Origin of the sequence: Belliella buryatensis (assembly GCF_900188245.1) — a bacterium.
Classification (GTDB): Bacteria; Bacteroidota; Bacteroidia; order Cytophagales; family Cyclobacteriaceae; genus Belliella; species Belliella buryatensis.
Genome location: NZ_FZOK01000002.1, coordinates 69,733 through 95,634 on the forward strand (window position 1 = coordinate 69,733; position 25,902 = coordinate 95,634).

General features: G+C 38.8%; 26 protein-coding genes. 19 read left to right on the forward strand and 7 right to left on the reverse strand.

All coding sequences use genetic code 11. The features are described 5' to 3' along the window. Nucleotides 1–56: 56 nt before the first annotated feature. The gene (locus CHB66_RS02255; protein WP_170932412.1) at nucleotides 57–1,025 is read left to right on the forward strand and encodes a YpdA family putative bacillithiol disulfide reductase; all 969 of its coding nucleotides are present in this window, start codon (nucleotides 57–59) and stop codon (nucleotides 1,023–1,025) included. A 12-nt stretch (nucleotides 1,026–1,037) separates the two neighbouring features. Here CHB66_RS02255 and CHB66_RS02260 read toward each other — a convergent pair whose 3' ends face one another. The 3 genes from CHB66_RS02260 to CHB66_RS02270 all read right to left on the reverse strand — a co-directional run bounded on the left by CHB66_RS02260 (nucleotide 1,038) and on the right by CHB66_RS02270 (nucleotide 5,149). Further along, nucleotides 1,038–2,327: an APC family permease gene (locus CHB66_RS02260; protein WP_245812652.1), complete on the reverse strand. Its 1,290-nt coding sequence runs from the start codon at nucleotides 2,325–2,327 to the stop codon at nucleotides 1,038–1,040. An 88-nt stretch (nucleotides 2,328–2,415) separates the two neighbouring features. Beyond that, entirely contained in the window at nucleotides 2,416–3,474 is a 1,059-nt protein-coding gene (locus CHB66_RS02265; RefSeq protein ID WP_089238049.1) for an NAD(P)H-dependent glycerol-3-phosphate dehydrogenase, read from the reverse strand. Next, nucleotides 3,452–5,149 (reverse strand): 1-acyl-sn-glycerol-3-phosphate acyltransferase, encoded by a 1,698-nt coding sequence (locus tag CHB66_RS02270; protein ID WP_089237578.1) that lies wholly within the window; start codon nucleotides 5,147–5,149, stop codon nucleotides 3,452–3,454. Before CHB66_RS02270 ends, CHB66_RS02265 begins: the two co-directional genes overlap by 23 nt. Nucleotides 5,150–5,378: 229 nt before the next feature. On the opposite strand from CHB66_RS02270, the gene CHB66_RS02275 reads away from it, so the two are divergent. The 7 genes from CHB66_RS02275 to CHB66_RS02305 all read left to right on the forward strand — a co-directional run bounded on the left by CHB66_RS02275 (nucleotide 5,379) and on the right by CHB66_RS02305 (nucleotide 11,181). Next, complete coding sequence (locus CHB66_RS02275; protein WP_089237580.1) at nucleotides 5,379–6,353, forward strand: polyprenyl synthetase family protein; 975 nt, start codon at nucleotides 5,379–5,381, stop codon at nucleotides 6,351–6,353. A 137-nt stretch (nucleotides 6,354–6,490) separates the two neighbouring features. Further along, nucleotides 6,491–7,105, forward strand: coding sequence for a hypothetical protein (locus CHB66_RS02280; RefSeq protein WP_089237582.1), 615 nt, complete (start codon nucleotides 6,491–6,493; stop codon nucleotides 7,103–7,105). Nucleotide 7,106: 1 nt separating this feature from the next. Beyond that, complete coding sequence (locus tag CHB66_RS02285; RefSeq protein ID WP_089237584.1) at nucleotides 7,107–7,400, forward strand: winged helix-turn-helix domain-containing protein; 294 nt, start codon at nucleotides 7,107–7,109, stop codon at nucleotides 7,398–7,400. A gap of 211 nt (nucleotides 7,401–7,611) precedes the next feature. Beyond that, nucleotides 7,612–7,935 (forward strand): hypothetical protein, encoded by a 324-nt coding sequence (locus CHB66_RS02290; RefSeq protein WP_089237586.1) that lies wholly within the window; start codon nucleotides 7,612–7,614, stop codon nucleotides 7,933–7,935. Nucleotides 7,936–7,975: 40 nt separating this feature from the next. Further along, nucleotides 7,976–9,214, forward strand: coding sequence for a hypothetical protein (locus tag CHB66_RS02295; protein ID WP_317045570.1), 1,239 nt, complete (start codon nucleotides 7,976–7,978; stop codon nucleotides 9,212–9,214). Between the two features lie 497 nt (nucleotides 9,215–9,711). Then, entirely contained in the window at nucleotides 9,712–10,008 is a 297-nt protein-coding gene (locus tag CHB66_RS02300; protein ID WP_089237590.1) for a hypothetical protein, read from the forward strand. 12 nt (nucleotides 10,009–10,020) lie between these two features. After that, nucleotides 10,021–11,181: a 6-bladed beta-propeller gene (locus tag CHB66_RS02305; RefSeq protein WP_089237592.1), complete on the forward strand. Its 1,161-nt coding sequence runs from the start codon at nucleotides 10,021–10,023 to the stop codon at nucleotides 11,179–11,181. Between the two features lie 227 nt (nucleotides 11,182–11,408). Here the strand turns inward: CHB66_RS02305 and CHB66_RS02310 are convergent, their stop codons facing one another. Genes CHB66_RS02310 through aroQ form a run of 3 tightly spaced genes read right to left on the reverse strand, consistent with a single transcriptional unit; the run spans nucleotide 11,409 to nucleotide 13,479 of the window. After that, on the reverse strand, nucleotides 11,409–11,996 hold the full coding sequence (locus CHB66_RS02310; RefSeq protein ID WP_076497355.1) for a MarC family protein: 588 nt from the start codon (nucleotides 11,994–11,996) through the stop codon (nucleotides 11,409–11,411). Beyond that, the gene (locus tag CHB66_RS02315) at nucleotides 11,996–13,051 is read right to left on the reverse strand and encodes an aminotransferase class V-fold PLP-dependent enzyme (RefSeq protein WP_089237594.1); all 1,056 of its coding nucleotides are present in this window, start codon (nucleotides 13,049–13,051) and stop codon (nucleotides 11,996–11,998) included. The genes CHB66_RS02310 and CHB66_RS02315 overlap by 1 nt, the downstream gene beginning before the upstream one ends. Next, a complete protein-coding gene (aroQ, locus tag CHB66_RS02320; RefSeq protein WP_089238051.1) occupies nucleotides 13,048–13,479 on the reverse strand; it encodes a type II 3-dehydroquinate dehydratase in 432 nt (143 codons plus the stop codon). Before aroQ ends, CHB66_RS02315 begins: the two co-directional genes overlap by 4 nt. A 332-nt stretch (nucleotides 13,480–13,811) precedes the next feature. On the opposite strand from aroQ, the gene CHB66_RS02330 reads away from it, so the two are divergent. From CHB66_RS02330 to xerD, 3 genes are all read left to right on the forward strand, one after another. Beyond that, nucleotides 13,812–14,051: a hypothetical protein gene (locus CHB66_RS02330; protein WP_089237598.1), complete on the forward strand. Its 240-nt coding sequence runs from the start codon at nucleotides 13,812–13,814 to the stop codon at nucleotides 14,049–14,051. Between the two features lie 3 nt (nucleotides 14,052–14,054). Next, entirely contained in the window at nucleotides 14,055–14,459 is a 405-nt protein-coding gene (locus CHB66_RS02335) for a PIN domain-containing protein (RefSeq protein WP_089237600.1), read from the forward strand. Nucleotides 14,460–14,586: 127 nt separating this feature from the next. Further along, nucleotides 14,587–15,489, forward strand: a complete 903-nt coding sequence (gene xerD, locus CHB66_RS02340; protein WP_089237602.1) for a site-specific tyrosine recombinase XerD — start codon at nucleotides 14,587–14,589, stop codon at nucleotides 15,487–15,489. Nucleotides 15,490–15,567: 78 nt separating this feature from the next. Here the strand turns inward: xerD and CHB66_RS02345 are convergent, their stop codons facing one another. Next, nucleotides 15,568–16,248 (reverse strand): hypothetical protein, encoded by a 681-nt coding sequence (locus CHB66_RS02345; protein WP_089237605.1) that lies wholly within the window; start codon nucleotides 16,246–16,248, stop codon nucleotides 15,568–15,570. Nucleotides 16,249–16,406: 158 nt separating this feature from the next. On the opposite strand from CHB66_RS02345, the gene CHB66_RS02350 reads away from it, so the two are divergent. From CHB66_RS02350 to CHB66_RS02385, 8 genes are all read left to right on the forward strand, one after another. After that, on the forward strand, nucleotides 16,407–17,450 hold the full coding sequence (locus CHB66_RS02350; protein ID WP_089237607.1) for a quinone-dependent dihydroorotate dehydrogenase: 1,044 nt from the start codon (nucleotides 16,407–16,409) through the stop codon (nucleotides 17,448–17,450). A 59-nt stretch (nucleotides 17,451–17,509) separates the two neighbouring features. Further along, nucleotides 17,510–19,990: an FtsK/SpoIIIE family DNA translocase gene (locus CHB66_RS02355; RefSeq protein WP_089237609.1), complete on the forward strand. Its 2,481-nt coding sequence runs from the start codon at nucleotides 17,510–17,512 to the stop codon at nucleotides 19,988–19,990. A gap of 40 nt (nucleotides 19,991–20,030) precedes the next feature. Beyond that, on the forward strand, nucleotides 20,031–20,690 hold the full coding sequence (locus tag CHB66_RS02360; RefSeq protein WP_089238053.1) for a LolA family protein: 660 nt from the start codon (nucleotides 20,031–20,033) through the stop codon (nucleotides 20,688–20,690). Between the two features lie 70 nt (nucleotides 20,691–20,760). Continuing rightward, nucleotides 20,761–21,579: an orotidine-5'-phosphate decarboxylase gene (gene pyrF / locus CHB66_RS02365; RefSeq protein WP_089237611.1), complete on the forward strand. Its 819-nt coding sequence runs from the start codon at nucleotides 20,761–20,763 to the stop codon at nucleotides 21,577–21,579. Between the two features lie 82 nt (nucleotides 21,580–21,661). Continuing rightward, on the forward strand, nucleotides 21,662–22,957 hold the full coding sequence (locus CHB66_RS02370; protein ID WP_089237614.1) for a DUF2851 family protein: 1,296 nt from the start codon (nucleotides 21,662–21,664) through the stop codon (nucleotides 22,955–22,957). 56 nt (nucleotides 22,958–23,013) lie between these two features. Next, nucleotides 23,014–23,652: an acetyltransferase gene (locus tag CHB66_RS02375; RefSeq protein WP_089237616.1), complete on the forward strand. Its 639-nt coding sequence runs from the start codon at nucleotides 23,014–23,016 to the stop codon at nucleotides 23,650–23,652. Between the two features lie 86 nt (nucleotides 23,653–23,738). Further along, a complete protein-coding gene (gene trhO, locus CHB66_RS02380; RefSeq protein WP_089237618.1) occupies nucleotides 23,739–24,734 on the forward strand; it encodes an oxygen-dependent tRNA uridine(34) hydroxylase TrhO in 996 nt (331 codons plus the stop codon). Then, nucleotides 24,715–25,581, forward strand: coding sequence for a nucleoside phosphorylase (locus CHB66_RS02385; protein ID WP_089237620.1), 867 nt, complete (start codon nucleotides 24,715–24,717; stop codon nucleotides 25,579–25,581). Before trhO ends, CHB66_RS02385 begins: the two co-directional genes overlap by 20 nt. Nucleotides 25,582–25,902: the final 321 nt, after the last annotated feature.

Here is a 25,902-nt window from a genome sequence, read left to right on the forward strand (position 1 = left end):
AATCAAGTCCATGGTTTTCAAAGGTATTCCATCTTATAGCAAAGAAAATTATTGTCATGAAAGTTATAGATGTATTCATTATTGGAGGAGGGCCTATAGGTTTGGCATGTGGAATTGAATGTGAAAAGTCCAATCTGAATTATGTCATTGTTGAAAAAGGTGTATTGACCAATTCACTATACAACTATCCTCTGAATATGACTTTTTTCTCCACTTCAGAGAAATTAGAAATGGGAGGTATCCCTTTTATGTCTGTATCCCACAAACCCACACGAACTGAGGCTTTAGAGTATTACAGGCGTGTTGCTGCCAAATGGCAACTCAAAGTCAACCTTTACGAACGCGTAGAGAGCATGAAAAAGGAGAAGGGTGTTTTTGAAATTAAGACATCTAAAGCTACATACCTTGCTCGCAATATCATTTTGGCAACAGGCTTTTATGATCTTCCCAACCTGATGAATGTGCCTGGAGAAGATCTTCCTAAGGTAAGTCATTATTACAAGGAGCCTTGGCCTTACATTGGTCAGAAAATCATCGTCGTCGGCGGTGGCAACTCAGCAGTAGATGTTGCGCTGGAGACTTGGAGAAAAGGAGCCGAAGTAACCATGGTACTCAAGGGAGAAGGTGTGGATCCCAATGTTAAATATTGGGTTAAGCCTGATATCGAAAACAGAATTAAAGAAGGCAGTATCAAGGCTTATACCAATTCGCTGGTCAAAAAAATCAAAGCGCATGAAGTGATCATACAGACGCCAGAGGGAGAAGAGAGGGTTGATAATGACTTTGTTTTGGCGATGACTGGTTACGTCCCCAATTTTGCCTTGCTGGATCAACTAGGTGTAGCACTAACCTTAGATGAAAAACGCCAACCTTGCTACGATCAGACCAATCAGGAATCAAATATTCCTGGTGTGTACTTGGCTGGAGTAGTTTGTGGAGGATTGAATACCAGAGAGTTTTTTATAGAGAATTCTATAGTCCATGCAGAGCAGATAGTTGGGCATATATTGGGAAAAGGTAGATAGTCAAGTTTGATATTAACCTAACTTATTTTTGGATATATGATGTAATCCAAAAATCAATAATCCACCACCAGTCCAGATTAGCGTATCTATAATTTCTTCTGACTGAGTTCCTGAAAGTAGCCATATCGTCAGTAGAATTCCAGCTATAGCAAAGTAATTGCCAAATGGAATTTTGAAGAAATTACTGTTTTTGGGCGCACTTTTTCTCAATTTGATCAAGGATGCACAGACCAACGCGTACAAAATCAAACGTGAAATCACCGAAACAGCCAATGAATTCATAAAGCCCCAAAATATCGCTACAAAAGCGACTAGACTTGCAAAGAAAAGTATAGAGACCCAAGGAGTGGAGAATTTTGGATGGATCTTACCGAAGAACCTTGGCAGTTGATTTTCTTCACTGAGTGCAAAGGGTAACCTTGAACCGCTTAAGATTTGAACATTCAAAGTTCCCATAATAGAAACTACCGCACCAATGGTGATGAACATACCTCCCCACCAACCCATGAATCCTGTTGCGGCATCAGCAAGGGGTTTATCAGAATTAGCCAAATCTGGCAAAGTACCAATTGAAACAAATTGTATCAAAATATAGAAGCCAGCAATTACCGCTGCGGCTGTCATCAAACCGAAAGGTAGATTCTTCTTTGGTTCTACAATCTCCCCACTATTAACCAGCCCCGCCTCAAATCCTCCAAATGCAAAAATCAATAACAGCGTAGAAGCGGAGAAGTCTTTTAGACTGGGTAATTCACCTGTTTGGAAATTATTGAAATCAATAAAAAATAAACCGACAAGAATAAAAACTGCCAAGGGAAATAGCTTTGCGATAGTGAGAAAATTACTTACCCTAGCTGTATTTTTTACCCCGATCCAATTGAAATAAGTAATCAAACCGGTGATAGATAAGATTATAAGAATGCGAATGACTGGCTCGTTAAATACTTCTGAGAAGAAGGAGAGGTACAGAACCATCAAGTTGATCAGTGTGGCATAGCTGAAGAGCCTTGTCAACATCAGAAGCCATCCAATAATAAAGGCTGGGAGTGGTCCAAATGCCTGATGTACATAAAGGTACGGACCTCCTGTTCGTTCAAACCTAGAGCTTACCTCTGCAAATACAAGGATTAAGACCATCATGACCAGTGCACAGACCAAAAATGCAGCAATGGAATACACGCCTGATAGGGCAAAAACTTTGGCTGGAAGTGCAAAGATGCCAGCGCCAATGACTGAGTTGATGATCAGGAAGACGAGGTCCCATCTCTGAATCCCTCTTTTGAGTGAGCGTTTATTTTCCAAAATGGGTTAAGCTAATTGGGTTTAACTTCCAATCAGCTTAAAAAATCTCCCATTTCCAAATCAAAATCCAATAATGGTTGATACGACATTATAAAAAGTCTACATCCACATTAAATGGATATTTCATCAAGTATTGTACTGCCTCTTCGATAGTCAAATCTTCGAAAAGTACCTTGTATAGGTTTTCTGTGATAGGTGCCCTATTTTTTGTGCTTTCCATAAAGTTCTTCATCAGTTTGACCGTATTGATTCCTTCCGCGACTTCTTCCATGGTTGCTTGAATTTGCTCTAGCGTTTCGCCTTTAGCAAGGCGATAGCCCACTGTGTAGTTTCTGGATAGGGTTGAGTTGCAGGTGGTCACTAAGTCTCCTATTCCGGCCAATCCAATAAAAGATTTCAAGCTCCCTCCAAGTGCATTGCCCATATAAATTAGTTCTACCATGCCTCTGGAGATTAGCAATCCTTTAGCATTTTCACCAAGTCCTAGACCTGCCAATGCACCAGCAGCAATGGCAATGATGTTTTTCAACACCCCACTTAACTCAACGCCAATAATGTCGGAATTGCCATAGACCTGAAACTTATCTGATCTAAGAAGATTTTGTCCTTGTAATATTACCTCATTGAACTTGCTAGCCACTACCGTGGCGGCTGGTAATCCTGCTGAAAGTTCTTTGGCGAGATTGGGGCCAGCGAGGCATCCCACTCTGACCACGACAGTTTCTTTGAGAATCACTTCAGACATGGTCAAGATATTTTCTCTTCTAATATCAGATAAGTCCTCTAATTTTTTACCTTTTGGAAGATTTAAGCACAAGCCCTTGGTTCCATGAATGATCATGTGATAAGGGTAGAGAAAGGGTGAAAACATTCTCGTCACATCCATAAAGGCGCTGGAAGGCACCATAAAAAAGATGACATCACAGGATTGACAAAGCAATTCAGGATCTTGTGTAGCGAGGATGTTTTCATTAATTAGATTCCCATCTACGCTATGCTTTTCGTTGATTTCAGTGACTAATTCGGCCCTTCTGGCATAAGCAATTACAGGGTTTTTGGCAGCAAGGATATTGGCTATGGCAGTTCCAAAGCTTCCCATGCCTACTACGCCTATCGATTTATTTTTAGAAGAGTTTTTCGAGGTCATATCCATCCAGTCTATTGTGGTAAAAATAAAGTAGGTTTAAGTCTTCTGTGATGATGTTCCCATCTTTGTCTTGCACTAGCGGTCTTTTTGCATGATACATACCTACATTATCGAGTCCATGGGCGATGATTTGGTCCATATCTTGGCGGAGGTGTGGAGCCACATGAACTTTTCCTTTTTCTCTAAGTTCAAAGATTTTATCAAGAACTCGCTGACAAGCTGATTTGAAGCTGTCATAAGGAATGACTATATCTTCTTCAGGAAGTCTCAGCAAATTGAACAAGTCCATTTTTTTATTTTCCCTCTTGATCAATTGAAATGCTGTAAACGCTACCAAGTGTGAACTAAAAACCCGGTTTATGATATGAAACTCCTGAACGATGCGTTCTCCAAGTCTATTGGTGTATTCTTCTTCCCTTTGAGTATCTATATTAATTTTCCCATCAGAAATAAAATAGTCCCTAGTATCAATGATTCTTCCATTTTTATCCAAACTGTTTCCTTCTTTGTCTACATAATGGCCGAGCACATCCATGGCTTTTCCTACTGAGACAGAAATATCGGATCCTTTCGTAAAGAATTTGACTAGAAATTTTGAGATTTTTAACGAAGTAGAGAATTCATCCGCTTCTTGATAATAGCGTTCTTGCCCTGTGATGCTCAGATGTTCTTTGATCAGGCTAGGTGCCTCCAATACAAAATGGTAATTGATCGTCACTGGGACGATAAAGACCTTGCCACCTATATCATTCATGCCTCTTTGATAATTTGCCCGCTGGGCTTCAATGGCTGTGCTGAGGAGGCCCAGCTTGAGTTTGGATTCAATTTTCCCGCTTCGAGACCTTGTTCCTCCTGGGAAAAACAAACTATGAACACCAAGTTGTATAGCTTCTGAACTGTATGTTTTGAGTGTTTCTATGTAGACAAGGTTCTTTTTTCTTCTATCTACTTTATAAGCACCCAGTGAATTCATAAAATAGGCAAAAATCTCAATATTGAAGAGGTTCAAACCTGCACCATAAATAAATGGTGGTAAGCCTAAGACTGAAATGATCCAACCAATCAGTATAGAGTCCAGATTAGAGAAGTGGGTAGGAACCATGATGATGGTACCTTTAGATGCTAAATCTCTCAATTGTTCTGTTTCACCGATAATCTGTATCTTGTCTTGAAGAGAGTATTGGTTGCTAAACAAACGCTTGAATCCCTTTACCCTAGCTGCATTCAAAAGTCTAGCAAAACCAGTGGTCACGATGGATCTGGTGAATTTGTAATGTGTATGTTTGAAATTACTAGCGATCTCTTCTGCATAGCGCATGGTGATGCTATCAAGAATTTCTATGTATTTTTTCTTTTTCTCTGTCCTGTTAAGAGTGCTGTCTGCACTAAGTTGCACCAGGGCTGATTTGACTTTGTTCCAAAACTCATAATCATCATCTGGGTCAACGGCCCATGGATTTTGCTTGATGCGGAGCTTTTCTCTGTAATGGGTGGTTTCTAGTTCTTCTTTCAAAACCTCCATTTTACCCCCAATTTGATCCAGAATTCTTTTTTTAGCAGCTTCCGCTACTTTTTTCACAAACTCCTTCCTGCTTTTGCTCAATTTTACCACAGGCCATTCATCCTTTTGCGGAAGGATGGGGTCGTATTTATGTTTGATATAGTCGTCAGTCAAGGGATTCGGGTTTAAGACAAAAACAAAGATAACAAAAATTGAAAGATTGAAGAGGCTAAGAAGAGATAGCCTTAGGAATGTTTTTTTATCTCTTGAAGTTGAACAAATTGATTTTAATAGACTTTATTAGGCAAACGTTTTTTCTCTAAACCTGTTTCAATAGGGAATTATTAGAACAACGGTTTTGTCTCAACTGGAATCCGTTGTATTATTGCACCTTCTAAGAGCCATGAAGCCCGACCTCAAGCAAATACAAGCACCTATAGCCACCGAAATGGTGGAGTTCGAGAAGAAATTCCGTGACTTTATGAAAAGTAAAGTCAAATTGCTCGATCATATCACCAATTACATTGTAAAGAGGAAAGGGAAGCAAATGCGTCCCATGTTTGTTTTTTTGACTGCTGGGGTTAGCGGACAGATTGAAGAGTCCACTTATAGAGGTGCTGCTTTGATCGAACTTTTGCATACTGCTACGCTTGTACATGATGATGTAGTAGATGATGCGAACTATCGCCGTGGATTTTTTTCTGTCAATGCGCTTTGGAAAAATAAAATCGCTGTTTTGGTAGGTGATTATCTTTTGTCTCGGGGTTTATTGCTTAGTGTGGATAATGGAGATTTTGAATTGCTCAGAATCGTCTCTCATGCAGTTAGAGAGATGTCCGAGGGGGAATTGCTACAAATCGCTAAAGCTAGGAAGCTTGATATCACGGAAGAAGTTTATTACACCATTATTCGTCAGAAAACTGCTAGTTTGATCGCTTCTTGTTGTGCTGTAGGTGCCGCTACCTCTGGTGCTGCTCCGGCTATGGTAGAGAAGATGCGAGACTTCGGAGAGAAAGTTGGGATGGCTTTCCAAATCAAAGATGACCTTTTTGATTATGGCGAAGATGAAATCGGCAAACCAGTAGGGATTGACATCAAAGAAAAGAAAATGACCCTGCCTCTTATCTATGCCCTGAACAATGCTTCTTGGCTGGACAAGAAAAGAATCATTTATATGATTCGAAATAAAAATGAAGACAAGAAGGCAGTGAATGAAGTGATTGATTTTGTGAAAAAATCTGGTGGCTTAGACTATGCCAATCAAGTCATGAACACTTATTTTGAAGAGGCTCTAGCATTGCTCAATGAATTCCCCGATTCAGAATACAAAACTTCGCTAGAAGGATTGGTGAGGTACACGATTGAGAGGAAGAAGTAGGTTATTTTGTCTAAGCGTAGATTGCATCTACGCTTTATTATCCATGGAATTTGAAATTCCAGAAAAAAAATAGCTAAAAAAAATCTTAATGTTTAAATTCTTTTCATTTACTTTGTATTTCAAAGTACTTTATATCTATGAGAAAACCAGAAAAAGAGTTAGCTGAAATCAAAGCTATGATGGAGCGAAGCAGTCGCTTTTTGTCATTGAGTGGCTTGTCGGGTGTATTGGCTGGAATCTATGCCTTGATCGGTGCTGGACTGGTATATTACTGGATTTATTTTCCATCATCCCCTTGGGGTGAAGGAGTGGAGTCATTAAAATCTAGCGTAATTTTTCAAAGACTCTTGATCGTAGCTTTTGTAGTATTGGTTTTGGCTATCGGAACAGCAGGTTTGTTAAGTCAAAAAAGAAGCTCCAAGACAGCTAATCAATTTTGGAGTCCTGCCAGCAAGCGCTTTATGAAAGCCTTATTTATTCCAGTGGTCAGTGGTGGATTATTTGCTTTTTCATTGATGCACGAAGGACAGTTTGAACTGATCGCTGCTGCAACTTTGGTGTTTTATGGATTAGGTTTGATCAATGCTTCGCATTTTACCTTAAACGATATCAAAAATCTTGGATTTGGTCAATTGATCTTGGGCTTAATTGCAGCTTTCTTTCCTGCTTATGGATTGCTTTGTTGGGCATTAGGTTTTGGAGTTCTTCATGTGATATATGGAGCGATGATGTATTACAAATACGAGCGATAAGGTGAAAGGAAACTACGACAAAGCTTTTGAGAATATCGTCAGACTGCGCGTGATGTCCGTCCTGATGGCCAATGAACAATATGATTTCAATGGCTTCAAGGAATTGATGGAAGTAACTGATGGCAATCTCTCTTCGCATCTGCGAACTTTGGAAAAACAAGGTTATGTGGAGGTCGAAAAGTCATTTGTCGGGCGAAAGCCTCAAAGTAACTACAGTGCGACAACAGCAGGAAAAGTAGCCTTTCAAAATCACCTTAATTATCTTGAAAATTTAATCAACCAAAATAAAATATGAGTATCCGCAATGCTTCAAGTCGATTTATTAAAGACCTTCTCGTGCTCGGATACTCGTCCACTGACAACAGCTATCAGTCCACAGAATCAAAAATTGTTGATCAAGTCATATACTGTTTGGTAGCGAGCAAGAAGATAATGGAGATCCGTTAATTAATAAAAAAATTTATTCACTCACTTTGAAAAACAAAGTACTTTAAATTAAGTAAAATATGGAAAATCAACAATTATCTAAAGGGATAAATCCCAAAAATCTTTTGCTATCAGGGCTATTGGGAGCTTTCTTACCATTCGCAGTTTTGGCAATTATCATTCTGACCAAAGAAGATGTATTTGAAACATGGATGCTATTTCCACTCACCATTATCCCCGCAGGTGGGGTTTTTGGTGGGCTGTTTTTCTACCTGATGGGTTTCCAATGGTTTTCTGAGGGCAATCGTAAACTGATTGCCGTTATTTTCAGTACGTTGTTCTATTTTATTGCCCTTTGGATCAGCTCAGTTTTGGCATTTTCGATTACAGGTCATTGGGATTAAGTAATATTAAATTGTAATTTAACAACAAGGCACAAAGCACATGATGAAGCAATCCATTATTTCACTTCAAGATCAGCCATCTGAATTGGAGAAATTGTACAGAAAAAATAAAGTTGCATTCCGACAAGAGTTCACAGCTAATTATGATCAAATCAAAGAGCAACCTTGGGCGGAATTTTGGCAAGAAAGATTGAGCTATGATGCGGAATCCATTACTTGGGGGAGTTTAAAAGAATGGAGATTTGTGGTTATCGCCGCATTGATCGCTGGCATTTATGCAAAATTCCCCGCCATCTTTGATTTGAAAGAAGACTATTTTTATCCGAGAAATATTGGCTTTCTGGTCTTTCCTTTTTTGACAGCCTACTTCGCTTGGAAAAATCAACTCAGTGAAAAAATCATAGCCACATTAGCTGTCATCTTGGGAATTTCGCTGCTGTATATCAATGTCCTTCCCGCGAATGAAACAAGTGATACATGGGTTTTGGTGTGTATGCATCTACCTATTTTATTGTGGGCTGTTTTGGGCTATGCCTTTGTAGGAAAATCGTCAATTTCGGGAAGGTTGGCCTTTTTGAGATGCAATGGAGACACGGTCATCATGGGTGGACTTCTGCTCTTGGGCGGAGGAATTTTGACAGGAGTAACTTTAGGGCTGTTTAGTTTGATAGGCTTGAATATTGGGGAGTTTTATATGAATTACATCGCTGTGTTTGGGTTGGCCGCAGCTCCGCTTGTCGCGACACAACTCACGCAAAGCAATCCACAGTTGATCAACAAAGTCTCCCCGGTAATCGCTAGAATTTTCAGTCCTTTGGTATTGGTGATGTTGGTGATTTACCTTGGTGCTATTGTCTTTTCTGGAAAAGACCCTTACAATGACAGAGAATTCCTCTTGTTATTCAACGTCTTGTTGATCGGAGTGATGGGTTTGATATTCTTCTCAGTAGCAGAAACTTCGGCAGGAGAAAAGAGTCGTTCAGCAATCTGGATTCTTACTTTGCTTTCATGGGTGACAGTCTTAGTCAATGTCGTGGCATTGTCAGCCATTGCATTTAGAATATCTACTTGGGGTTTCACGCCAAACAGAACTGCCGTGTTGGGAATCAATATCCTGATGCTGATTCATCTGCTTCGTGTTTCCAAGACCTTAATACAAGTGATTCGAGGTAAAGAACCCATATCCAAAATCGGTAAAAGTATTGTTGAATATTTACCTATCTATGTGATTTGGGTGATCTTGGTGGTGTTCACTTTCCCTTTGATCTTTGGATTCTGATAGGGAGATTTTTCCACGGATGAACACGGATAAACACAGTTTTTCTTTTACCACAGAAAAGCGTAAGAATAGGATTTAAATACAGCAAAATTAATTTCTATTAAAACGTTCCTCTGTGGTTTTCTTTTTTTCTCTAACCGCAAAGGAGCGCAAAGTGACGCAGGGAAAATTATTGTCTTTCAAATCCCCAAAAGTCCCTTCGGGACGGACGAAATAAATACCTAAATACTTCGATACCTGCCTTCATTCCAATTAAAAAATCACAAAACTTATAACTTTTCTTAAACTAAAGATATCTAGTATGAACAAATAGAATTGTGATTTAAACAGATTTAATGTGTAAATAACTGTAATTTTGTTATTTTTATAAACTTAAATTATTCAAAATATTTTAAACTAAAAATTTGCTTCTTTCTTTCTTTCTTGTAAACAGCTTTATTAGTAGTTAAACTTTTAGAGTCAATGAAAATCATATTTTAACCAAAACAATAAATGCTATGAGAAAAATTGCTTTCAAGTTTTCAATTATCCTTATTTGTTATTTAGGAGTTACACCATCATTTAATTCTGGGGATGGAATTGCTTTAAATGCCATTCCAGAAGCTGTTGCAGCCGCTTGCCCCGATCAAGAGATTTATTTTTTAGGTATTGAAACCAGAAGTAAATTAGTTGCAGCTGGTGGAAGTGGAGGAATGATTCCACATTTTAATAGAGTATATTATCAAGTATGTGTAGATAGAGATAATTCTTGCTGCCCAATGGATTTGCCTCACGATGATATCACTCCACAATAGAAAATCGTATCTATGCTTAAAGTAATATTTTATATTTCTTTGCTAGCAGTATTTGTTTCCTGTAAATCAGAAACTACTAGCAATGATCTTAATATCTTTAAAGTCGATTTCAATAAAGAAATTACCATCAAGTATTCCGAGCTTTTTGAATCTTTTGAAATCGTTCAGCTAAGGCCATTTACACCAATAGGAAGTCTGGACCAATTGATTTATAGTGAAGATCAAATTATTGTAGTCGATCAGACGGTCAACAAGATGATTCATATATTTTCTAAATCTGGAGATTTCATAGCTGAAATTAACAATAAAGGAAATGGTCCAAGTGAATTTATCAATCAAAGAGGAGTCAGGTTGTCTAAAAATAAAAAAGACTTGTACTTTTATTGCCCTATCAACAAGAAAATCCTTATTTATGGATTAGATGGTGTATTCAAAAAAGAGTTTTATCAAAAAGACTTTTTGTCAGTTGGAGATATGTTTGTGCTAGATGATGGGATTGTGCTTGTTGATTTTGTCCAAGATGATAAAGACAAGAAACTCATTTTTCTGGAAGATGATTTTGTCAATTATCATTACCTAAAATACCCAAAAGAAGGTGCTCGTGAATTTGAAATTGAGGGCGGAAAGTCAGATTATTTTTTCCAAGGAACTGAAGAGATTTATTATAAGGAGATGATGCAGAACAATGTTTTCCGTATTCTAAAAGATAAATCAATTGAGTGCATAAGCATTGACATTGGCGATAAGAGTTTAAAAATGGAAAAAAATCGAACATATTCATTCCAAGAGATTTTTCAGGAGCAGATATTTCAAGATGCTTTTATTATGGGTGATGGTTTGGTGGACCTAGGGGATTACATTTTGATGGGGTTGTGGCAAGCTGATAAAAATCAAATGATTATCTCTAATAAAGAAACTCAGAAAACAGTTTTGGTTCAAGCACTCGAAAATGATATGGATGGCATTTTGAAATGGGGACCTTTTACTAATTTTGATTCTCCTGGCTATTTTGTGTACCCCATTAATTATCATTTTTTGAATTCTATTTTTGATTTAGAGAATTTTTCTAATGATCATTATAAAAGTGAATTAGCCAAAGTAAAAGATGGGGATGCTGAAGATATTGTTCTAATGATTTATAAATTAAAGCCCAAAATTAGAATTGATTTTTAAGCCTAAAAGATACTCAGTCAAGATACTTTTAGAGGATTTTATTCTACGATCTGAATTGAGCTTGTTTTTTTTGTTGGATTTATGTCTTTACGAGATTAGGTTAGATTACTAATCAAAGCTTTAACCGCTACAACTTTAAAAGTAAATTCCCCGAAAATCATAGCTTTCTCGGGGAATTTAAGTTGTAGGTTTCGACTATTATGAATTTTCAAATGCCTTGGTACCTGTTACACCAGGTCTCCAGAAGTCAGTGCTGTCTTGAATATTTTTATCGCAATCGACAATAGGATAATTCCAAAGATCCTTCTGAGTACATCTAGGCCTGTTTTTCCTAATTTCCGCTCTAGCCATGTGGTACTTTTGAGCACTACATAGACGATGACAAGATTGATGATGATGCCTATCCCAATATTGATCTGATCAAACTCTGCCTTCAAAGTCAGGATCGTAGTCAAAGTACCGGCACCCGCGATCAGGGGAAAAGCTATCGGTACGATAGAAGCCCCACCACTTGCATCGGGATCTGGCTTGAAGAGTTCGATGCCTAATATCATCTCTGCACCCAAGGCAAATATGATCAATGCACCAGCTATGGCAAAATCCTCTACGCCAATTCCAAATAGGTTGAGAATAGATTTTCCCAAAAACAAGAAAAGAATCATCAATACGCCCGCAGCTAAGGTAGCTTTCTCAGACTCAATATGCCCTACTTTCTTCCTGAGGTTGATCACGATGGGGATTGATCCCAATATGTCTATCACAGAAAAGAGGATCAAGGTGACCGATAATACTTCTTTAAGATCGAATGTACCCATTAGTATTGTTTGATAAAGTTGATTAATTGTTGGAATTCTTCATCAGTGATGGCTGGAAAGTTGGCGATCCTAAAACTCGTAGCCTTCAATGGCCCATAGCCACCACCAAGCTGCAAACCTACTTGTTCGGCAGATTTCTTGATAGTTTTGATAAACTCCTCTTTCCCTGATACAGCCAAGACTGTTGAGCTCCTTGCAGCTTCATTGCTGATCAGCAGGCTCATCGGGGAAGTCATGGCCACAGCATACTCCAATTGCTGCATTCTAGTCCTGATCACCTCATCAATGTGCTGGATCTCTGGGATATCTTGCAGCACTCTATTGAGCAAGTAGATGCCAAATACATTTGGTGTATAATGTGTTTGGTAATTTTCAGCATTTTCGAGCATGAAGTTCAGACTATTGTATCGGCCTTTTTCATCCTTGTCTTTGGCTTTTTGGATGGCTTTTGGAGAGAGTATCAGCACACCTAGGCCTGCAGGAAGCCCAAAGCATTTCTGAACTGATGCATACCAAATATCTGCTACTGAAAAATCCAGCGCTATGCCCCCCATGGAGGAAGTCGTATCTACAGCGATCATTTTCTCGGGAAACTTCGAACCTATTGCCTTAATCGTGTCCATACTTACCTGAGTAGCATTGGAGGTTTCATTCTGCGTGATGGCGATCAGGTCACAGTGATTTGGCACTTGAAGGCTTTCTACGGAGATGGTATCGTTAGGATCTAGTTTTAGAAGGTCTGTTTTGGGCTCGATGTATTTGGCATATTCGTACCATTTCTTACCAAATGAGCCAGAGAAAATATGGAAACTGGCATCTTGTATGACAGACTGTGTGATGATTTCCCAGTTTTCTGTTGCAGAGGAGGTGAACAAGAGCTTGTAATCATCAGGCATGTGTAGCTTTTCCTTCATCAAGGTTTCAGTTTCCTTGTAAAGATTCATAAAAGCCGCGCTCCTATGGCTGGCGCTCAAAATACCAGCATCATAAGCATCCTGCAAATATCCCGGTAGGGTATCATAGACCTTGGAAGGTCCTGGAGAAAATGTAATCATAGGTTTGTAGAGGTTGTGAGAAAATATTGTAATCCAAGTTCGTATCCTTTGAGCCCTAAGCCCGAAATCATGCCTACGCACTCTTTGCTGATAATGCTTTTGTGTCTGAATTCTTCCCTTTTGTAAATATTCGAAATATGAACTTCCAGTACGGGAGTACTTACTCCTGCTATGGCATCAGAAATTGCGACAGAGGTATGCGTGTAGCCTCCTGCATTCAGTAGAATGGCATCACATTCAAAACCCACTTCGTGAATTTTATTGATAATTTCGCCTTCTACATTGCTTTGGAAGTATTCGAGTTGGATGGAGCTGTGTTTTTGCTTGAGTTGCTCAAAGTATTCTTCAAATGACTGGCTGCCATAGATTTCCGGCTCACGCTTGCCCAGTAAGTTGAGGTTGGGGCCATTGATGATGATGATTTTCAAAATGTCTTTGGTTAGTGGTTGTGTTTGAGCAAACAAAGTTATTCGATAAAAAAGAGATTACACAGAGAATGGTGGAATATTGCTGTTTGTTTGCCTACCAAGCCAAACTTGATTATTTCGATTTCTCTCTTATTCAATATATCAATTTTGTCATATTAGGAAATATCTTGGTGTTTAGACTAAAGAAGGAGTCTTTATGCCAAAATAAACTCAAATACCATTTCAAGTACCAAACTCCACTCTTGTTAATCAATTTGATGACAAAAAGAACCAAGTAATGTGGAAATCAGTTTTTATAGTGTATTTTCATATATCCATTAAGAAAAAAGATTATGTCACATGCAGAGCGCCATTTAGTTGAAACGTATTCCGATCTTTTTGAGAGTTTGAGTACTGTAAGCAAGTTAGAGTTGCTAGAAAGACTTGCGAAATCCTTAAGAAAAGAAAAAAAATCAAAGGAAAAGGATTTTTTTAATTCATTCGGAGGGTTTGTATCAGACAAGCCAATTGAAGAGATTATAAAGGAACTTAGGGAGGACAGGAAGTTTAGAGTAAAGGATTTAGACATTTAGGAGATGCAATATTTGCTTGATACGAGTATTTGTATTTTTTTTCTTCGAGGTAAGTTAGATCTTGATAAGATTATTAAGATGAAGGGACTTGAAAATTGTTTTATTTCAGAAGTAACAGTTTTTGAGTTAAAATATGGAGCTGAGAATAGTGATAATCCTCGAAAATCGCACAGAGCAGTAGACAACTTCGTAAAAGGACTTACGGTTATTCCGATTTTTGGTGTAGTTGACCAATATGCAATTTCTAAAGTTTTACTTCGAAAAAATGGCACTCCAATGCATGATGAATTTGATTTGATTATTGGGGTAACTGCACTTACAAACGAAATGATCCTAGTAACTGATAATATTAAAGATTTTCGTCATATCAAAAACCTTAAATTGGAAAACTGGCTTGAAATAAAATAAAGTAGCTTTTTTTTGAAAAAAAGAGTATTTGACTTGTCTGTTCCTTACCAACATTGCTTTTTGAACGGATATCCTTTTTTTATCACAGTAATTTTAATAATTACCTTCAAAAAATAATTAACGCGCTATGTCCACCTGGGTCTCCTATCAGAAGCAATTCCAACATTACCTCAAACTCGAAAGGTCTCTGAGCAAAAATTCCTTGTTGGCATACCAGCAGGATGTATCCAAGCTGAGTAATTATATGGAGAAGCAATTTCCGACAATATCTCCTTTGGAAGTTAAGCTTACACACTTGCGTGGATTTGTAAATGAGCTCGCTGACTTGGAGATTTCTGAATATACCCAAGCAAGGATCATCTCAGGGATCAAGGCATTTTATAGATTTCTAATGTACGAAGATTTGATTCAAGAAGACCCTGCTCAGCTACTGGAGTCGCCCAAGCTTGGCAGGAAGCTTCCTGATACCCTCAGCTATGAGGAGATTGCACAGATCTTGGAAAGCGTGCAACTAGGAGAGGCAGAAGGGCACAGAAATAGGGCGATGCTGGAGATGCTGTATAGTTCGGGCTTGCGGGTTTCAGAACTACTAGATTTGAAGCTGGGAAATGTCTATGCAGATATTGGTTTCCTCAGAGTGATTGGAAAAGGCAACAAAGAACGTTTGGTTCCTGTAGGCTCAGATGCATTGAAGTATCTCAAACTTTACCTTGATGAGGTTCGTGTCCACCAGACTATAGCCAAAGGCCATGAAGAGTTTGTTTTCTTGAATAGAAGAGGGAAAAAGCTCTCTAGAGTGATGGTTTTTTTGATTATAAAGAAGCAAGTGGAACTAGCGGGAATTCAGAAAAATGTAAGCCCGCATACTTTCAGGCATAGTTTTGCGACACACCTAATAGAGGGAGGGGCGGACCTCCGCGCCGTCCAAGAGATGCTCGGCCACGAAAGCATCACCACCACAGAGATCTATACACACCTAGATAGAGATTACCTAAGACAAGTGTTGAATGAATTTCATCCGAGGAAGTGAATAACCGCTATTGTAGGTTTATGTATGGATAATCGTCCACAGCCTCCGTAGTCCGTGGACAAGTTTTCAAAAAAAAAATCAAAACATAAACTTCACCCCAATACTTGGTTGGATCATTTGAAATGTGGCTGTTCTTGGGCTGAGTGTTACTTGACCTTGGTCATTGTAGCTAGCGTCTCTTTTATTTAGGAAATCCATTTCGCTAGTCTGGACATAATTTACCCTTAGCTCTAGGAAGGTCTCCTTACTTTTTTCCAAGGGAATCATCAAGCCTCCCCCCAGCTGATAGATCCATCCCCAATCATAGACTTCTGTGCCTGAGGAAAGCGGATCCGCTAATCTATTTTCCCTGACTTTGGATCTTGTATAGGTATGAATACCTCCAAACTGTCCTTCTACAAAGGGCCTAACCCAAAAGGGTGTCTCAGGCATGACCCTGACTACTCCTGTAAGGTTGATAGCATTATTATTCCTACGGATTCTGAACCTTTGGTCTGTACCATTGATGATGTCGCGACTTCTTGTCATAGCTGTACCATAGCGGCCATAACCCAACTCTCCTCCGACAAAAAATGGGGTTTTGGGCAATTGATAAAGTCCGCTAATACTAATGGAAGGAAATAAGATATTGCCTACTTCGGGTTGAAAGTCTCCAACGGGAATGCCTCCATTGAATTGAATCCCTCCTAAACCATCTTGAGCATTTGAAAAAAAAGAAAAAGCTAGAAAAAGAGACAGTACTGAAAGTAAATTTTTCATAAATAGGAAGTTTAAGAATGAAAGTCTGCTGATAGATACGAAGAACAAAGCTGTATGTTTAGTTTTTGAAATTGACTGAATCAAATAGATAAAGCATTATCTTCGCAAAAGACTTTTAATTCCTGTAATTTAGCACCCGAAAGAAAACCTCAAATTCTGTGTACAAGTCAATCATCAAACCCCTTCTTTTCAAAAAGAACCCAGAGTCTGCCCATCATTTTATATTTGCTTGGATCAAGAGAACTTTTAATCTCCCATTGGTCAAGGGCCTGATAGCGAACCAATTTAGCTTAGATGATCCGCGATTGGAAAGAGAAGTTTTTGGGTTGAAATTTAAAAACCCAGTGGGTTTGGCTGCGGGATTTGATAAGGATGCTAAGCTGATTGATGAGATGGCTTTATTGGGCTTTGGTTTTATAGAAATCGGAACGCTTACCCCAAAGCCACAAGAAGGCAATCCACTTCCTAGGCTTTTCAGACTACCAGAAGATGAAGCCTTGATCAATAGAATGGGCTTTAATAATGGGGGAGTAACAGCTGCAGTAGAAAGGCTAAAGAAAAGGAAATCGGATGTCATCATCGGTGGGAATATTGGCAAAAATAAGGTCACTCCAAATGAAAATGCGGTTGATGACTACTTGATTTGCTTAGAAGCATTGCATCCTTTTGTTGATTATTTTGTGGTAAATGTCAGTTCCCCCAACACACCAAATCTTAGAGATCTTCAGGAAAAAGAACCTTTGAAGAGACTCCTCTCAGCAGTCAAGACGGCGAATGATTCCAAGGAAAGCCCAAAACCAATATTGTTGAAAATAGCTCCAGATTTGACTGATGGGCAGTTAGATGATATTGTTGAAATCGTGCAAGAGACAAAGATCGACGGTGTCATCGCTACTAATACCACTATAGACAGGAGCCAACTGAAGACAGATTCCAATGAAGTGGAGGTAATCGGTGCTGGAGGAGTTAGCGGTAAGGTATTGGCTCAGCGTAGTACTGAGGTGATTCGATATTTGGCTGAGAAATCTAATCATTCATTTCCAATCATAGGTGTTGGTGGGATTTTCACAGCACAAGATGCAATAGAAAAACTGGAAGCTGGGGCTAGCTTGGTACAGGTCTACTCAGGCATGATTTATGAAGGTCCAGGGATGATCAAAGCAATCAAAAAAGGAGTTCTGTCACATTTCAAAAATCAATAAAATAGAAATCTGTATATTTCGATTAATTCGATTCTAATATTCAGTAGCAAAATATACATATGGCTTCAGAAGCACCCAGAACAAATACTTTTAGGAAGAAGAGCGAAACCAGAGCTAAGGCTGGAGAGAAGCGCAAGAAGAAGTTTTCTTTGACTTTTCTTCAGGATAAGAAGATCCCTATTACTATCGGGATAGTGCTGATTATTTTAGCGATTGTGATGTTTTTTGCCTTTGTCAGTTACCTATTTACTGGAGAGGCTGATCAGAGCACTTTGTCTGAATTAGAAAATAGCATCCGTGAAAATGCCTCACAGACCAAAAATTGGCAAGGATACTTTGGGGCTTATTTAGCAGAAGTTTTTATCAAAAGATGGTTTGGAATAGCAGCTTTTTTATTGCCACCTTTTTTGTTCTTACTAGGTGTCAAATTATCCTTTAAGGTTAGTCTTTTTTCCCTATCACGTTATAGCATCTTTGCGATTTTCTTCACCTTTTGGTTGGGTCTATTTACTGGCTACATCATTCAGTTGGTAGAGGGGTATTCAGCCTTTAATAACCTCAGTGGCGGATTTGGTTACGAATTAGGGCGATTAGCCAATGATTTCCTTGGATGGGGGACGTTTGTATTGATTGGTGGAGCTCTCTTGATATTTGTGGTTTTTTTCTTCAATATAGATCAACTTGATTGGCTTACTTCTACTCGCTCCGATCAAGATCAGCATGGTGTAAGTGAGGACGATTTAGACGATGATGCCAATGACTTATTCAAGAAAATGGTAGAAGAGCAGGAAGAAGATCTTGAAGATGAGGAATTTAGCGAGGAAGCTTTGGAGGATGATGGAAGTTCTTGGATGATCAACAAAGAAGAACAGCATAGCAAAACACCAGCACCAGACCCTGCCTTCAATATTGAAGGAATGGATGAGCTTCCAGATGAAGATGAATTAGTAGCATTGCCTACAGAGGAAGAAAAGAAATTTTCTGTCACTAATGTGGCAGTAGAGGAAAAAACAGCAGATCAGGTCAGTAACTTAGATCCATACGACCCTACCCTTGATCTTCCAAAATACCAGTATCCTACCCTTGATTTGCTCAATGAGTATGATGTCAAAAAGGTAACAGTGACAAGACAAGAGTTAGAAGAGAATAAAAACAAGATCGTAGAGACACTGGTCAATTTCAAGATAGGAATTCAAGAAATTAAGGCTACCATTGGGCCAACAGTGACACTTTATGAAATTGTACCCGACCCAGGAGTGAAGATTTCTAAGATCAAGAATCTGGAAGATGACATTGCCTTGAGTTTGGCAGCGCTAGGCATCAGGATCATTGCTCCGATTCCTGGTAAAGGAACCATAGGGATTGAAGTACCGAATAAAAATAGAGAGCTCGTGCCAGCAAGAGCAGTCTTGGGTACAGAGAAGTTTATGCATAGTGACAAGGACCTGCCTGTTGCCTTGGGGAAGACCATTTCCAACGAGGTATTCGTAATGGATCTAGCCAAAATGCCTCACTTGCTGATGGCTGGTGCCACTGGTCAAGGAAAATCAGTCGGCTTGAATATGATTTTGGCCTCTTTGGTTTACAAGAAGCACCCTTCTCAATTGAAGTTTGTCTTGGTCGATCCTAAGAAAGTGGAGTTGACACTTTTCAATAAGATAGAAAGACATTTTCTTGCCAAGCTGCCAGGAGCAGAAGAGGCGATTATCACTGATACTAAGAAGGTAATCTACACCTTGAACTCTCTCTGTATTGAGATGGACAATCGTTATGATTTGCTTAAAGATGCCGGCTGTAGAAATTTAAAAGAATACAACGCTAAGTTTGTAGCTAGAAAACTTAATCCTGAAAAAGGGCACAGGTTTATGCCTTACATTGTGTTGGTGATTGATGAATTGGCAGACTTGATGATGACAGCTGGTAAGGAGATCGAAGGCCCTATAGCCAGATTGGCTCAGCTGGCTAGAGCGATTGGTATACACTTGGTTGTGGCTACTCAGAGACCGTCTGTGAATGTTATTACAGGGATTATCAAGGCAAACTTCCCAGCTAGGTTGTCATTTAGAGTAACCTCTAAAATTGATAGTAGAACTATTCTAGATGCTGGAGGTGCTGATCAGTTGATAGGTATGGGGGATATGTTACTTTCTTCTGGATCAGAAATGACCCGATTGCAGTGTGCATTTTTGGATACTCCAGAAGTTGATGCCATTTGTGATTGGATTGGAGAGCAAAAAGGATATCCTGACGCCTATTTATTGCCAGAGTTTGAAGGAGAAGATGGGGATGGCAGTTCATTGGATGTGGACTTAGCAGATAGAGACCCACTTTTTGATGATGCGGCAAGACTAATAGTAATGCACCAACAGGGAAGTACATCCTTGATTCAACGGAAATTAAAATTGGGCTACAACAGAGCTGGTAGAATTGTAGATCAGTTGGAGGCAGCTGGAGTTGTGGGACCTTTTGAAGGAAGCAAAGCAAGAGAAGTATTGATTCAAGATGAGGCAACTTTGGAACGGTTGTTGAGTAGCCTCTGATACCCATAATATGGGGTATAATAATAGATTAGAAATGATCATGTATAAAAAATTTGCTTTTATAGTTTTATTAACTGCGGGGATAGCAGCAGGGGTTTTTGCTCAAAAAGATCCTAAAGCCAAAGAGGTATTGGATGCAGTTAGTCAAAAATATCAATCACTTTCTGGTATGAAGGCTACTTTTGAGTATGCTTACAGCATAGCTGGAGAATCTGCGCCCCAAGTACAGATAGGTGAGATTGCTATCAAAGGGGACAAGTATCATTTAGTCCTTCCAGAGCAAGGTCAAGAAATTTTCAATAATGGTAGGACAGTCTGGACTTTTATCAATTCAGGAACATACAAAGAAGTCACGATAAACAATGCTTCTGATATGGAGGATGAATTGAAACCTTCTTCTGTCTACACCATTTACAAAAAGGGTTATAATTACAAGTTGTTAGGTGAAAAGACAGTCAACGGGAACTTGATTCAAGAGATCGAATTGACGGCAGAGCGCTCTGGTGAACCATTCAAAAAAGTCATTCTAAAAGTAGATAAAAACAAGAAAGACTTATTGGGATGGGAAATCACAGATGACCAAGGAGGAGTATTAAAATATAGCTTCAAGTCTGTAGATACCAGTATTAAGTTAGCCGACGACTACTTTGTATTCAATCCACAGAAATACGGGAAAGTTGAAATTATAGACTTGCGTTGAGGAATCTCCTCAACGCTTTTTTATTTTTAAACTCAAAAAATCCCTACTTTTGCCCAAACCGAGCAAAAGCATGAACAAAGCAGCCCTATTTGAGCAGATTCAAAAGAAACAATCATTTTTATGTGTTGGATTAGACACTGATCTCAGTAAAATCCCAAGTCACCTATTAGTTTTAGATGATCCAATTTTTGAATTCAATAAGCAAATCATTGATGCTACAGCAGACCTTGCTGTTGCCTATAAGCCTAATATTGCCTTCTATGAAGCACTTGGAGCCAAGGGTTGGGAAAGCTTGAAGAAGACCTTGGACTACATTCCTCAAGAGATATTTACTATCGCAGATGCCAAAAGGGGGGATATAGGAAATACATCAGGCCTTTATGCTAAGGCGTTTTTTGAGCAAATGGACTTCGATTCTATTACAGTTGCGCCGTATATGGGCGTTGATAGTGTCAAGCCATTTCTAGCTTTTGAAGATAAGTGGGTGATACTATTAGCCTTGACTTCCAATGAGGGGAGTGCTGATTTTCAATTGATCGAATCCAAATATGGGAAGCCTTTATTCCAGGAAGTATTGGAGAAAAGTCTAGACTGGGGTAATACCGATAACATGATGTACGTAGTAGGAGCGACTCGAGGGGAAAAAATCGGAGAAGTCAGAGCGATAGTTCCTGATCATTTTTTCTTAGTCCCAGGTGTGGGAGCGCAAGGAGGAAGCTTAGAAGAAGTAGCCAAATATGGGATGAATGCAAGTTGTGGTTTGCTGGTGAATTCCTCACGAGGGATCATTTATGCTAGTAAAGGCCAAGATTTCGCAAGTGCAGCTCGCCAAGAGGCACAAAAACTACAAGAAGAAATGAAGGATTTGCTGACACGTTACTGTCACTAAGATTTCCTTCTTTAATTTTTTTAACTTAAATTTAACAAGGTTATCTATTGATAATGATTGTTTTACATAAATATTTTTCACTATGGATTTCAAAGAGGATTTTCTACAGTCTGTCTGGAAGTATCAATATTTTGACAAAAATGGACTGCATACCACAAATGGAGAGCCACTGATGATTAGAAAGATTGGGTTTCATAATTTTCATGAAGGCCCTGATTTTCTAGAGGCGCATGTTCAGCTGGGAGATGTGGCGTATTTTGGTCATGTGGAGGTACACAAAAAGTCCTCTGATTGGAAAAATCATGACCATGATGCTGACCCGCGATACAATAGTGTTATTCTTCACGTGGTGTATGAGGATGATAAAGCTATTTTGAGAAAAGATGGTACACCAATACCCACACTAGTCCTCAAAGGTAGAATTATCCTTGATGTAGTCAGGAATTATGAAAGGTTAATTGCTGGAAATGGAGATTTGCTTTGTGTCAATGGATTGCAAAACGTCCCTGATATTATTCGATTTTCTGCTTTGGAAAAAGCATTGGTTGAGCGTCTAGAAATTAAGTCTTCTAGGGTTTTGAAAATCTTAGAAGATACCAATACAGATTGGGAGGAAACTTGTTTTAGGTGGCTATTGATAGGTTTTGGGTTTAAGACCAATGCGGAGGCTATGGAGAGACTTGGGAAGTTACTTGACTTCAAGACACTCAAAAAACAAAGTGGAAACTCTCTCGTGATACAAGCAATCTTACTAGGGCAAGCTGGATTGATTCCAGAAAAGCCAAAAGATGAGTATGGGAAAATTTTGAAACGAGAGCATGATTTTTATCAGCAAAAGTATACTTGGCCGTTACCTATGCATGTGGCTGAATGGAAATTCATGGGTGTCAGACCTGCGAATTTTCCTACTGTTCGCTTGGTTCAATTGGCCGAGGTCATCAGCAAAAACCCCAATCTACTCGGAAGTTTGCTACATGATTCAGCAGATTTCAAAGAGCTGAAAAGGCTATTTTCAATTCAAGTTCCAGAATATTGGAGGCATCACTACCAAGTAGATAAAGTAGCAACTAGGCCCATGCCCTCCTCTTTAAGTTCGCTGACCTTCAATCTTTTATTGATCAATTTCGTAGTACCGATTTGGTTTGCATATGGCAAGTATATGCAAGATAGCTCTTGGCAAGAGCGCTGTTTTGACCTTTTGCAAGCAATGAACTCAGAAGAAAATTACATCATTAGAAAATTTAGAAACTCAAAATGGATGCCTCAAAATGCTTTTGATACACAAGGTATGCTGGGCTTGTATCATAATTATTGTCATCAGAAAAGATGCCTCGAATGCAAAGTAGGACAAAACCTCCTTAAGCCAGCTTTGAAATGATTTTTGTATAAAAGACCAATTAGCAGTACTTTTGCCATTCGAATAGAAAGAGAATCATGGAGAAACCTGTAATTATTTTAGGTGCAAAAGGAATCGCACATCCTGCATTAGAGATATTCAATAGCAATAATGTGGTTGTGTATGGATTTTTGGATGAAGACGAAAAGCTTCATGGCCAAGAGATCAATGTGGTGACTGTTCTTGGCAATCCCGAAGATGATGGCTTTTTGAAGCTGATTGGCAAAAAGTGTGAGGCCTTTATTGCAGTAGATGATAATAAATATCGTCAGTTTTTGGTCAAGATGCTCAATGAAAGAAGAAAAGTGCAGCCAATCAATGCAATCCATCAAACTGCATACATCTCTACTGATGCTATCATCGGTCATGGTAATTTTGTCAATGCCAATGTGACTATAGGTGCTGCGGCTACGGTTGGAAGCCATTGTATTTTCAACTCCGGCTCAATTGTAGATCACGGATCTAAAGTAGGTGACTTTGTTCAAATTGGAGCTGGCTCTATCGTCAACTCGAATGTGAACATAGAGGAGGGAGCATTTATAGGATCAGGAGTTGTGCTAGTATCGGGTATTACAATTGGGAAAAATGCCAGAGTGGGTGCAGGTTCGGTAGTGATATCAGATGTCAAAGCCAATGACACAGTCTTTGGAAATCCAGCTGCCCCAATTAAAAAATAAAAAAGTTAAAGCTATTAGAGCTTTATTAATAGTTGTCATATTTAAGTAAAAAACCAAAACACCTTGTCGGAAACAAGGCTTCAGTTATGGAAACACACACACACAGCATCCTGCTTTACTATTGCTATGCGGATATCGAGGATACCGAGGCATACAGAGAAGAGCATCACCTCTTTTGTATAGAGAACAACATCAGAGGTAGAATCATCATTTCATCGGAAGGGCTCAATGGCACAGTCTCAGGGTTGAAAGAAGACTGCGAGAAGTACATGGCCTACATCCACAGCGATCCTAGATTTGCCAAAACTGAATTCAAAGTAGAAGGGCATGATAAACATGCTTTTGCTAAGATTCACGTGCGAGTAAAACCTGAGATTGTTCACAGTAGTCTGAGGCATATCAACCCAAATATAAAAACGGGTAAACATCTTGAGCCAGAAGAGTTCAAAAAATTAAAAGACCAAGAAGATGTAGTAATCTTGGATGTAAGGTCCAATTACGAGCACGAGTTAGGTCATTTCAAAAATGCCATCACTTTAGATATTGATAACTTCAGAGATTTTCCTGAAAAGGTCAAAGAGTTGGAACACTTGAAAAACAAGAAAGTACTGACTTATTGCACAGGAGGAATCAAGTGTGAGAAGGCCTCTGCCTTCTTGCTTGAGCAGGGTTTTGAGGACGTCTATCAGCTTCATGGAGGTATCATTAAGTATGGTTTAGAAGCTGGAGGGGAAGATTTTGAGGGGAAATGCTATGTCTTTGACAATAGAATAGCGGTAGATGTCAATAAGGTAAATCCCAAAGTGATTTCAAAGTGCCATGTATGTGGCACTGCCTCAGATCGAATGGTCAATTGCGCTAATCCTACTTGCAATGAGCATTTGGCGATTTGTGAAAAATGCGGATGGGAATTAGAAGGCGCATGCTCTGATGAATGCAAAGAACATCCAGATAAGCGAATCTATGATGGGACTGGGTATTATCAAAAGCAAAGCAATGGCTACAATCCTTATAAGGGATTGCAGCGCAAGCCAAACAAGGAGAAAATTAAACAAGCTGTCCATGAGCAAGCGAATTCCTGAGTCTGAATTGATCATCAATTCAGATGGAAGTATATATCATCTCAACTTGAAGCCAGAACATCTGGCTTCAACTATTATTGCTGTCGGCGACCCAGATCGGGTGGAGAAAGTCTCTCAATATTTTGATACCATTGAGTTCAAGATGTCAAAAAGAGAATTCGTGACCCATACTGGTACCTACAAGGGTAAAAGAATCACCGCCATTAGTACTGGTATGGGAACTGATAATATAGAAATTTTTATGACTGAGCTAGATGCTTTGGTTAATATCGATCTGCACACAAGAATGCCTAAAGAAAACCATACCAGCTTGAATATCATCAGAGTAGGTACTTCAGGGAGTATGCAAGCGGACATTCCTGCAGGGTCTATGTTAGCATCTAAGTATGGTGTGGGTTTAGATACTTTGATGGCCTATTACACTACTGAATACTCAGATCTTGAAACCGATGTGGCTAAAGCTATTCAAAAAAAACTAGGGGTATCCTTTCTTCCGTATTGTATAGAAGGGTCAAAAGTATTACTAGAAAGACTTGGTAATGGACTTTTAATTGGAAATACCGCAACTTGTCCAGGCTTTTTTGCACCCCAAGGCAGAGAGGTGAGGTTGAAGCCTGCTATTCCAGATATCATAGAAAGACTGTCTTCAATCTCTGTGGGGGATTTCAAAATGACTAATTTTGAAATGGAAACCGCAGGATACTATGCAATGGGTAGACTACTCGGTCACGAGGTGCTGAGCCTCAATGCGATCGTAGCCAATAGGATCACCCATGAATTTGCAAAAGATTCATATGTGATTGTTGATCAATTGATTAAACATACCTTAGATAAGATAGCGGAATGAATTCCGCTATTTTTTTGCTTTTTTATGACTTGCTAGATTATTGAGATTGTTAGAGATTTTTTACGATTTCTATTGTCCCTTTATATAAGAATACTTCAGAACAGCATCGTATTTGACCATATATGTATATACATTGATTTTGAGAACAATGTCAGTTTCAGATCGTTTTCTATATTAGGATCATTTTACTTATTTCTTTATAAAGTAGTATAAAAAATATAGGAATGGTAATTGTACTGTTTACATAATCAAAATAAATAATTTTATTTTGATTAAAATTTTATTTGTATTAATTATTAGATTAATAAAATCATGAAAAAC

Coding starts and splice junctions, on each gene's coding strand:
- CHB66_RS02255 (WP_170932412.1), top strand. CDS start 57: ATGAAAGTTATAGATGTATTCATTATTGGAGGAGGGCCTATAGGTTTG.
- CHB66_RS02265 (WP_089238049.1), bottom strand. CDS start 3,474: ATGACCTCGAAAAACTCTTCTAAAAATAAATCGATAGGCGTAGTAGGC.
- CHB66_RS02275 (WP_089237580.1), top strand. CDS start 5,379: ATGAAGCCCGACCTCAAGCAAATACAAGCACCTATAGCCACCGAAATG.
- CHB66_RS02280 (WP_089237582.1), top strand. CDS start 6,491: ATGAGAAAACCAGAAAAAGAGTTAGCTGAAATCAAAGCTATGATGGAG.
- CHB66_RS02290 (WP_089237586.1), top strand. CDS start 7,612: ATGGAAAATCAACAATTATCTAAAGGGATAAATCCCAAAAATCTTTTG.
- CHB66_RS02295 (WP_317045570.1), top strand. CDS start 7,976: ATGATGAAGCAATCCATTATTTCACTTCAAGATCAGCCATCTGAATTG.
- CHB66_RS02300 (WP_089237590.1), top strand. CDS start 9,712: ATGAGAAAAATTGCTTTCAAGTTTTCAATTATCCTTATTTGTTATTTA.
- CHB66_RS02305 (WP_089237592.1), top strand. CDS start 10,021: ATGCTTAAAGTAATATTTTATATTTCTTTGCTAGCAGTATTTGTTTCC.
- CHB66_RS02310 (WP_076497355.1), bottom strand. CDS start 11,996: ATGGGTACATTCGATCTTAAAGAAGTATTATCGGTCACCTTGATCCTC.
- CHB66_RS02315 (WP_089237594.1), bottom strand. CDS start 13,051: ATGATTACATTTTCTCCAGGACCTTCCAAGGTCTATGATACCCTACCG.
- CHB66_RS02330 (WP_089237598.1), top strand. CDS start 13,812: ATGTCACATGCAGAGCGCCATTTAGTTGAAACGTATTCCGATCTTTTT.
- CHB66_RS02335 (WP_089237600.1), top strand. CDS start 14,055: ATGCAATATTTGCTTGATACGAGTATTTGTATTTTTTTTCTTCGAGGT.
- xerD (WP_089237602.1), top strand. CDS start 14,587: ATGTCCACCTGGGTCTCCTATCAGAAGCAATTCCAACATTACCTCAAA.
- CHB66_RS02345 (WP_089237605.1), bottom strand. CDS start 16,248: ATGAAAAATTTACTTTCAGTACTGTCTCTTTTTCTAGCTTTTTCTTTT.
- CHB66_RS02355 (WP_089237609.1), top strand. CDS start 17,510: ATGGCTTCAGAAGCACCCAGAACAAATACTTTTAGGAAGAAGAGCGAA.
- CHB66_RS02360 (WP_089238053.1), top strand. CDS start 20,031: ATGTATAAAAAATTTGCTTTTATAGTTTTATTAACTGCGGGGATAGCA.
- pyrF (WP_089237611.1), top strand. CDS start 20,761: ATGAACAAAGCAGCCCTATTTGAGCAGATTCAAAAGAAACAATCATTT.
- CHB66_RS02370 (WP_089237614.1), top strand. CDS start 21,662: ATGGATTTCAAAGAGGATTTTCTACAGTCTGTCTGGAAGTATCAATAT.
- CHB66_RS02375 (WP_089237616.1), top strand. CDS start 23,014: ATGGAGAAACCTGTAATTATTTTAGGTGCAAAAGGAATCGCACATCCT.
- trhO (WP_089237618.1), top strand. CDS start 23,739: ATGGAAACACACACACACAGCATCCTGCTTTACTATTGCTATGCGGAT.
- CHB66_RS02385 (WP_089237620.1), top strand. CDS start 24,715: ATGAGCAAGCGAATTCCTGAGTCTGAATTGATCATCAATTCAGATGGA.